General features: G+C 60.2%; 6 protein-coding genes. 2 read left to right on the top strand and 4 right to left on the bottom strand.

The genetic code is table 11. The features are described from left to right. From YY7_RS0148690 to YY7_RS0148670, 3 genes are all read right to left on the bottom strand, one after another. A partial coding sequence (locus YY7_RS0148690) for an MBL fold metallo-hydrolase (RefSeq protein ID WP_028169275.1) occupies window positions 1-700 on the bottom strand: 700 nt, incomplete at its 3' end. A gap of 1037 nt (window positions 701-1737) precedes the next feature. Beyond that, window positions 1738-2967, bottom strand: a complete 1230-nt coding sequence (locus YY7_RS0148680; protein WP_028169274.1) for a cupin domain-containing protein — start codon at window positions 2965-2967, stop codon at window positions 1738-1740. An 815-nt stretch (window positions 2968-3782) separates the two neighbouring features. Then, on the bottom strand, window positions 3783-4688 hold the full coding sequence (locus YY7_RS0148670) for a helix-turn-helix domain-containing protein (RefSeq protein WP_196237456.1): 906 nt from the start codon (window positions 4686-4688) through the stop codon (window positions 3783-3785). Window positions 4689-5831: 1143 nt separating this feature from the next. On the opposite strand from YY7_RS0148670, the gene YY7_RS59870 reads away from it, so the two are divergent. Both YY7_RS59870 and YY7_RS0148660 read left to right on the top strand, forming a co-directional pair. Beyond that, the gene (locus tag YY7_RS59870) at window positions 5832-6053 is read left to right on the top strand and encodes a hypothetical protein (protein ID WP_051397368.1); all 222 of its coding nucleotides are present in this window, start codon (window positions 5832-5834) and stop codon (window positions 6051-6053) included. Between the two features lie 145 nt (window positions 6054-6198). Beyond that, a complete protein-coding gene (locus YY7_RS0148660) occupies window positions 6199-7602 on the top strand; it encodes an FAD-binding oxidoreductase (RefSeq protein ID WP_035693123.1) in 1404 nt (467 codons plus the stop codon). Window positions 7603-7828: 226 nt separating this feature from the next. Here YY7_RS0148660 and YY7_RS0148655 read toward each other — a convergent pair whose 3' ends face one another. After that, on the bottom strand, window positions 7829-8023 hold the full coding sequence (locus tag YY7_RS0148655; protein ID WP_028169249.1) for a hypothetical protein: 195 nt from the start codon (window positions 8021-8023) through the stop codon (window positions 7829-7831). Window positions 8024-8162: the final 139 nt, after the last annotated feature.

Here is an 8162-nt window from a genome sequence, read left to right as displayed (position 1 = left end):
CGTCGAAGGCCGCGGTCGGCTTCGCCGCTATGACGTCTTCGAGGGACTTCCCCTGTGACTTCAATGCAGCGACCTTATCGCGCACCGAGACCAGCATGTCGCGAAACTCAATCAAGTGAGCGCGGTTGCCGACCGGCCCATGACCGGGAACCAGGATTGTTTGATCCGTGGTGCGTTCGATAGCCTTNTTAGCCCAGGCGATGGCCGAATTGACGCTGCCGCCGTGTTCGTTGTCGATGAACGGATAGTATCCGTTCCAGAACGTGTCGCCGAAGGCCATCACATCGGCCTTTTCGAAGTACACCAACACATCGCCGTCAGTATGGCCGGGGCCGAAATGCTCCACCTTTATGGAGTCGCCCGCAAAGGCGAACTCCCTCACATTGTCCACGATGATCGTCGGGCGCGCGCCCGCCGGAACGGGAGCGAACGTCCAATTCCAATCATCGATGCGAGTGGTATCGGAAAGATGCTTCAACGTGTTTCCCTGTGCAATGATCGCGGCGCCGGCTGCATGCATCCACTCATTTCCATCGGTATGATCCCAGTGCCAATGGGTGTTTACGACGTATTTCAACGGTGACGGGCCGATCTTATCGAGAGCCGCTTGCAATTTGTCTTTCGACGGCTTGATCCCGGCATCGACGAGGAACTTGCCCTCGCTTCCCGACAGAACCACGATATTCCCCCCGGATCCCATCAGGACATTGATGTTGCCGCGCAAGGGCACGGTGATGATGTCGCCCTTGGCGCGCTCCAGATATCGCGCGCCGGCCCCGGTATGGAAATAGTCGCCTTTTACGGGTGCTGGCCCTGCGGCAAGTGCGGGGGCGGCATATCCAAAACCAAGAAGAGCCGAACACAGGAATACGGCGCTCGATGGAATCGCAGGCAGTTTTGTCGGCATGATGTCCTTCCCTGACGCATACTAGTCAGCCGTGAAATATGCCTCACTCTCGGTCCATGAACGAATGCAATCCCGCATCGCGACCTCCATTCGGCGTGGATGAGAATGGGTCTACTGGCTATTAGATCCGCACGCAGCTTTGTAAGTGGCGGCTCGTGGGCTCCAAGATTTCCATGCCATCCATCGAATTAACCTTTCGCTCTGCGAACCCGCCGATTACTGTGCACTTAGAGTTAGGAGGTCAGACGCGGCCAAGCAATCGCACCTTGGTGAGGCGCCAATGTCGTAAAGAATGATATGGATCTATACGTAAGTATGTTCTGTTATTGCTATCAGCCTTCTGTCACGGAGATAGCCGATCATGACCTTTTCCTCATCCATTTCATCGAACATGATTAGGTTGCAGCATCCGTCCGTGTCGTATTTCAATAATCCAAATGTTTTTCAAAATACACTGCTTGCGTCGTATCCAAAGACGAGGATATCGGGTGCAGCTTCCGGGTTGGCTCTTCGCGTTCAAACAAAGGGCACAGCAGAAAGCGAAGGCGGACTCTGATCTGCTGACTGCTGGGTTGGACATCTACCAAGACGTAGCGTCTCCTGTCTGATCGCGCTACAACTCCAGTTCATTCGAGTGGCTCCTGTAACCCGCGGTATTCGGCCCCTTAGCCCTGCTTGCATGCCCGCTTTCGCGAGAAGCGGGCTGAGGCTTTGCCGCTGAGGCGAACCACGCAGCCTCTGTCTACCGCGAGCTTGGCGGGGGGGCCCGACAGCCCCGGTTCACTGTCGGCGGCCGATGAGTGCGCCGCGACGCGCTCCGACGTAGGCCATTATTCCGGCACGACCAGAGCCTTGGTCTTGCGCAGCCCATTCATCACTTGTGGATCCAGGTTCAGATGCGCCTGCACCAGTTCGGGCGGCGTGGCTGCCATCCAGGTGTCTAGAGAAAAGTCGACAAAGCGGTCGCTCTTGAACGTCTCGAGAAATCGCAGCGTGTTCGGTCCCGTGTTCTCGAGGTAGTGCCCCATCGCCACCGGCACGTACCCGACATCGCCGGCCTGCAGATCGAACGTTCGGGCCTGCCCCTGGCCGGCGAACACGCCCATGCGCGTCTGCCCCTCGATGACGTAGAGCCACTCGTCGCCATTGGGGTGCCAGTGCACCTCGCGCAATCCGCCCGGCTCGACTTCGACGAGCGCCGCGGCGGTCGTGGTGCTGATCGGGAACAGACGGGAATCGGTGATCCGCACCGATCCGCTTCTGGTCTTGATCGGCACCTGCTCCATCATCCGCCACGTGTAGTTCGTCTCCGCCGCCTGTGCGCCAGGTATGGCTTCGGAGCCGAGCGGCCCCGGTATCGGCGCGGCAAAAATATAGCGTTCGCTTTCCTCGGGGGTGTGGCCGAACAGCGCGGCAGGCACGCCGAAATTCTTGCCCAGCACCTCGGGCGGCACGCGCCGGAACCAGTCGTTGAGCAGGAAAGTGTTGTCCTCGTCGAAGTCGCCGTCGTCGAACACGAGAAGGAATTCGCAGCCGTCGGGACCGAGGCCCTGGATCGAGTGTGGGGTCCCGCCCGGGAAGAACCAGAGATCGCCGACACCGACGTCGTCGACGAAATAGCGCCCCTCGGAATCGACGGCCGTCACGCGCGCCTTGCCATACAGCATGTAGGCCCATTCCGACGCCTTGTGCCAATGCAGCTCGCGCACGCCGCCGGCGTTCAGACGCATGTTCACGCCGGCGATGGACGTCGCAACCCCGAGCTCGCGCCGCGTGACCTGGCGGGTCCAGCCGCCCGGCTCGAGCCGCACATGCGCATCGGAAAACGAGAAGCGCAGGTTCGGCAATGTGCCATGATCGGTCGATGGCGGAACCAACAGATCCGGATTCTGCTGATCCCGCATCAGATTGCGCGGGCCGGGATCAGTGCCGCCGTGACCAAGCCGCTGTGGCTGTGGAGTAGCGGCGCCTCCGGTTTGCGCATGCGCGAGACCCGCAGTCGTAAGAAGACCACCGGCGGCGGTTGCCGCCAATAGAAGCCGACGGGAAATGGAATCCATGCTGGTTCTCCTATGATTCGAGACTGCTGCTGCGCACGACGCGGTGCTTGACTTCTCCGTGCGTCGTCGGACGGAAGCGGTTCACGCTATCAATGCAGTAGGCGATTCAACCCGCGAATGAGGAATTGGGAGTACCCTGCTTTCTCCGCAAGCTTTAGCCAGCGTCGATATTTCTCGTTAGCACGATTTCCAGCAGTTTCCGGCAGGGCGCACTAACATCAGCACTGGCAGCCTCGATACCAATGAACTGAAGTTCGCGGCCGATTGAGCGCTCACGCGACGCTCTCCCGCGGTCAACCGGCGGATGCTGAAGCGGTCGGCAGCTGGTTGCTCCGCGCGCAGGAGAATTAACTTTGGGCGAGACCGTGTAGCTTGGTTCGTTCAGCGGCAGCTGTTCTGCCGCACGTCCTTGGCCCGACTGCCGAAGTCCTGCAACATGAATGCAAGAACCTCGAAGAGCTGCGCATAGAAACCGTTGCAGAAGCCACGATCGTTTCGGCCAAGAAGTCGGCGCCCAAGTCGAAAAGCTGATAGCACGTCAAGGCGCAACCAGCGGCGTTAACTGCCCGGGCACGCCGCCCAGGTTTTCGCCTAGCACTCACGGCAGTCCTGATATGTCGGGATGTACTTGCCAGACTGAGAGGCCGCCCCTTGATGCTGCGCACGAAAAAGCGGACTGAGCAGAATGGAATCTGTGATGGTCCACGCTGATGACACATCTCGAGACACGGCCGTCGCCAGCTGCCATCTCAGACAGGCTACCGCGTGGCCGGCGTCCTGGGTCTAACGCGCCGTCGCGGCCGTTACGCCACGCACTAGGTTGGCGTCGTTCCCTGTAGGTGAACGCTGGGTGCGTGACCGAACCTTTGGCGGAATGCACGGGCGAAATTGTTGTAATCGCGATACCCACAAGCGTAGGCTATCTCGCTCAGACTCTGGCCTGACTTCATCGATGCCCGACGATTGATACTGCGCGCAGCTTGATCCAGGCGCACTGATTGAATGAAGCCGCTGCAGCTACAACCGCGGTTCGTGAACAGTTTTTGGAGATAACGTAGCGAAATACCGACCTCGGCCGCAATCTTAGATGGACCGAAATCCGGATCGGCAAAGCGATCTTTGACGACAAAGCAGATGCGCCTGAACAATCGATCCGAATGAAGAGACCTCGGTGCTGGATCTTCCGGCGCTAATAGCGCTCCGAGCAGATCAAAAACCGCCAATTGCATATAGTTGCCAGCCGACGTAGGCGTAGATACCTCTTCGTTGACGGCGTCCAGAACGAGTTGGAATAGCAGGCGTGATGCAGGCGTTCCAGAGCAGCCAGTAAGGCCAGCGCGCGGCTCGAATCCAACGCCACGAATCAGACGCTGGCGAGGCAACTGCAGTGTGATCCACTGTTCGTGGCCATCATTAAGATACGTCACCGGGCGGGCACAATTTACGAACGCGACATCTCCCACCCCCAGTGCTACGGCCTGATCATCTTGAATGATCGTTGATCGTCCAGCGACCTGAAATACGGCAAAGCAGTGATCAAGGCCGTCAAGGCGAATATCCCTTTGTGTCCGTTCGCAACGGCATTTATTGTTCCTAATCTCCGACGCATTAAGTCCGAAGATGTCCCGGCGGCGAACCCGGCCGGCAAAGGCTTTAGGGTTGTCTATCGTGTGTAGCCCACAAATCGGGCCCAATAGATCCCTCCACTGTTCGTAATTCAACTCGGGTGTCTGCAGAAGGTCAGCACTGCGCATCAGAAGGTCAGCAGTCCGCATTGTCACCGAGATCCCTTAAGGCTGTGGTTTGAAGCTACTAAAAGAGGGCTCCGATCCGACTCTTCAACGGCACGCGCAATCAAATGTTGGAGAAGCGCGCGATCGTGACACCCGGCAGTGATGAGCTGAGCAGCGCTGAGACGATCGGGCCGCCAGCTTAAAGGTGGAGGCCCAAGTCCCAGGTAAATGAAGCCACGAAGAGGCCGATCAGCACCGCAACCAGGAACGCGAACCCTGGCTAGAGGGTTGTGAGGCGCCGGCAATAGGTTAGTTGTCAGCTCGTACTTACTCGTTGATCTCCCGGCAGATCCGGACAAAATGCTCCGCATCCAACATTCCTACTACGTCCGGTTCTCACCTGGTACTATGTTTGGTTTCTGGGATGACTTGGTGATCCCTTCAGATTCCTTTACCACCCCTGCTCGTCGTCACCCTGTTCTTCCACAAACCCGCCGATAGCGGATCACCGCGGCTTACGCGGTCTTGTCCGCGGCGACCTTCACCTCGACGAGATCGACGGAGGATCACGCTCTCGCCCCCCGAGACCTCGACCTCGCCGACGAGATCGCGGGCCACAGCGATCTTGCGCAGGCGAGCGACACCATTCTTCACCGGCGACATGCATGCCGCTGGCATACTCGGTCAATCGTCGAATTCGTCAGGCGACGCCAGTGCGTGACGCGAGGGACGAAAGGGCGCGTTAGACCCACGACGCGGCCCCGCTCGGCGGCCTATGGCTTACGACGGCAAGCTGGATCGAGAGAGCCTTGCCAAAATCAAGGTGCTAGTCGCGATGGCTTCGTGCCAGATCCGGAGTTCGATCCAGCAAAACTGTTCAGGAAAGAAGAGATTCGAGTCGCAAAAGCGTTCATCGTCGCCTTAGACGCGCTTACGCTTGGGAGAGCATGCCATGTCTGCAGATAGATTGATCACGACTGTAGCAACTTCGGACCGGAATAGATCATGAAGCCGTTCGAAGTTGAGGTCCGCGCCAAGGGCATGACGGTGATTGCCCATATCGATCACGCCGCGAGCGCCGCTGCGCCGACAGATCTTTGATCTGCGGGGGCCAAGGGTGGAACACCGCTGATGCAATCGGTACTGACGATCGGCATCGACCTGCCGCAAAAGGCGCTGGTCTGCCAAGACGAGGCCGGCGCGACGTTTCTTTACGACAACGATCCTCGGAATCTCACGCATCGGCGCGAACTCGGCGACTCCGCCAAGCGTGTCCTCGAAGCAATATCAGGCGCGCTGAACGAGTTTGTAGCCAAGGCGACGAACAGCTGGTTGAGACGGGGTCAAACGTGAGGCGCGTCTGGTTTCGGAAACCGCACTAATTCAGGCCCCGCCCACCATGGCCGTAATCACGAACGGCGGAGGAGAACTACAGAGGCTTTTCGGACAGTTCAGGCGTCTTGGCTTGGTTATGGCACTAGAAACAGGGATGTATGTCATGGCTTTTAACGATGCGTCGCTGCCGCCGGTATTGCCGGAAGATGCCGCGCCCCTGCTGGCCACGGTCGCGGGTTCGGTTCTACTGCCGGGCGAGGCGGGATACGACGACGAACGCGCCGTCTGGAATCTGAATCACGAGCTGGTACCTGCGATGATCGTGGTGCCGGAGAGCGCGCGCGATGTCCAGGCCGCCGTTACTTTCGCGGCGGGGCAGCACCGGCCGGTCCTGGTGAAGACAACCGGTCACCAGATTGTCGGCCAGGCGCGCGGCGCCGTCCTCATCGCGACTCATCGAATGAACGACATAACGATCGACGCGGCCGGCCGCACGGCTCGGGTCGGCGCCGGAGCCCTGTGGTCGGAGGTCATCGCGAAGGCGGCCAAGGCCGGGCTGGCCCCGCTGAATGGGTCAAACCCCACCGTGGGAGTCTCCGGTTACACCCTAGGCGGCGGCCTCAGCCCGACCCTCGGCCGCTCACACGGCTACGCCGCCGACCACGTGCGCTCGCTTGACGTGGTCACCGCGGACGGCGACCTGCGGCACGTCGACGCCGAGTCCGAGCCCGACCTGTTCTGGGCGCTGCGCGGCGGCAAGGGCAACTTCGCAGTGGTCACCGCCCTGGAATTGGAGCTGTTCCCGGTGTCCCGCCTCTACGGCGGCGGCATCTTCTTCCCTGGCGAGCGCACGGCCGACGTGCTGCGAGCCTGGACCGACTGGCACCCGAGCACCCCGGAGACCATGGTCACGTCGATTGCCGTGATGCGGATGCCATCGGTGCCAGGAGTGCCCGAGCCTGTACGCGGGAAGTTTCTGGTGTCGGTGCGGATCGCCTACAACGGCACGACCGCGGACGGCGAGCGGATGATAGCGCCGCTGCGGGCGGTAGCTCCGGCAGTCCTGGACACCGTACGGGACATGCCGTACAGCGAGGTCGCGTCGATCCACAGCGAGCCGACCGACCCGCTGCCCTACTACGAACGGGGCATCATGCTGCGAGAGTTTCCGGCGCAGGCGCAGGACAAACTGATCGAGCTGGTTGGTCCGGATTCCGAGACCGCCCTGGTGATCGCCGAGCTTCGTGCCCTGGGCGGGGCGTGGGACCGGGAGCCGGCGGTGCCCAACGCCGTACCTACAAGGGGCCTGCCGTACAGCCTGCTCGGCGTCTCGGTCGGTCCGCTGTCGCAGGAGCAGCAACTCAAGAGGTCGGTCGCCGAGCTGCTCGACGGCATGAAACCCTGGCAGGGCGACCGGCGTTTCGTGAACAATCTCGCGCCGGATGAGGCGGCCGACGGCGCAGCGATTTACGGGCCGGAGCGCTACGCGCGCTTGGCGTCCATCAAGAAGACCTACGACCCGGCCAACATGTTCCGGCTCAACCACAATGTGATACCGGCCACCTGATTGGACAAAGCCGCCCGCCATCACGCGAGTGGTCGGCTTGGTCACCGAGTCGTTGAAAAACGAAAAGCAGGCGCGGCGTTTGATGGTGACTGTACTGATGGCGCTTCACGACGACACCGCCTTGCAGACGGCGAAACCGCGAAGTTGCCGAACGGCTCCCCGCCATCGTTCAACGATTGCCACACACGGATCTCAAAAGCGGTAATTTCCGGCAAGGTCACGGACGCTATCCGCGACCTCGAATACAACAATGCGCAGCCACGCCAATGGCCTTCATGACATCCGAAGAGCTGGACGCGCTTACGAAGCGTCCAAGCGCGGCATCACGGCTTTTGTCGGCAACGAGATCCGGCAATTGTTCGACGAGATTCGGCATCAATGCGACGAAGACCAGTGCTTCCAGGTTCGATATCGCCCACATTCGGCACCGCCTTTATCAAGCCTCGGAGCGCCACCGCTTGGCGTCAATTCCGATTGCAGTTCGGAGAACGCTTCACACAATGGCGCTTGTCGGTGGACTGGCACGGTCGGTCTTGTGCGGCTGATTGTGAGTGGGAAAT

This window comes from Bradyrhizobium elkanii WSM2783, from assembly GCF_000472865.1.
Lineage (GTDB): Bacteria > Pseudomonadota > Alphaproteobacteria > Rhizobiales > Xanthobacteraceae > Bradyrhizobium > Bradyrhizobium elkanii_A.
Note: the sequence above shows the minus strand (reverse complement) of the source record. Positions and strands in the feature narration are given on the sequence as shown.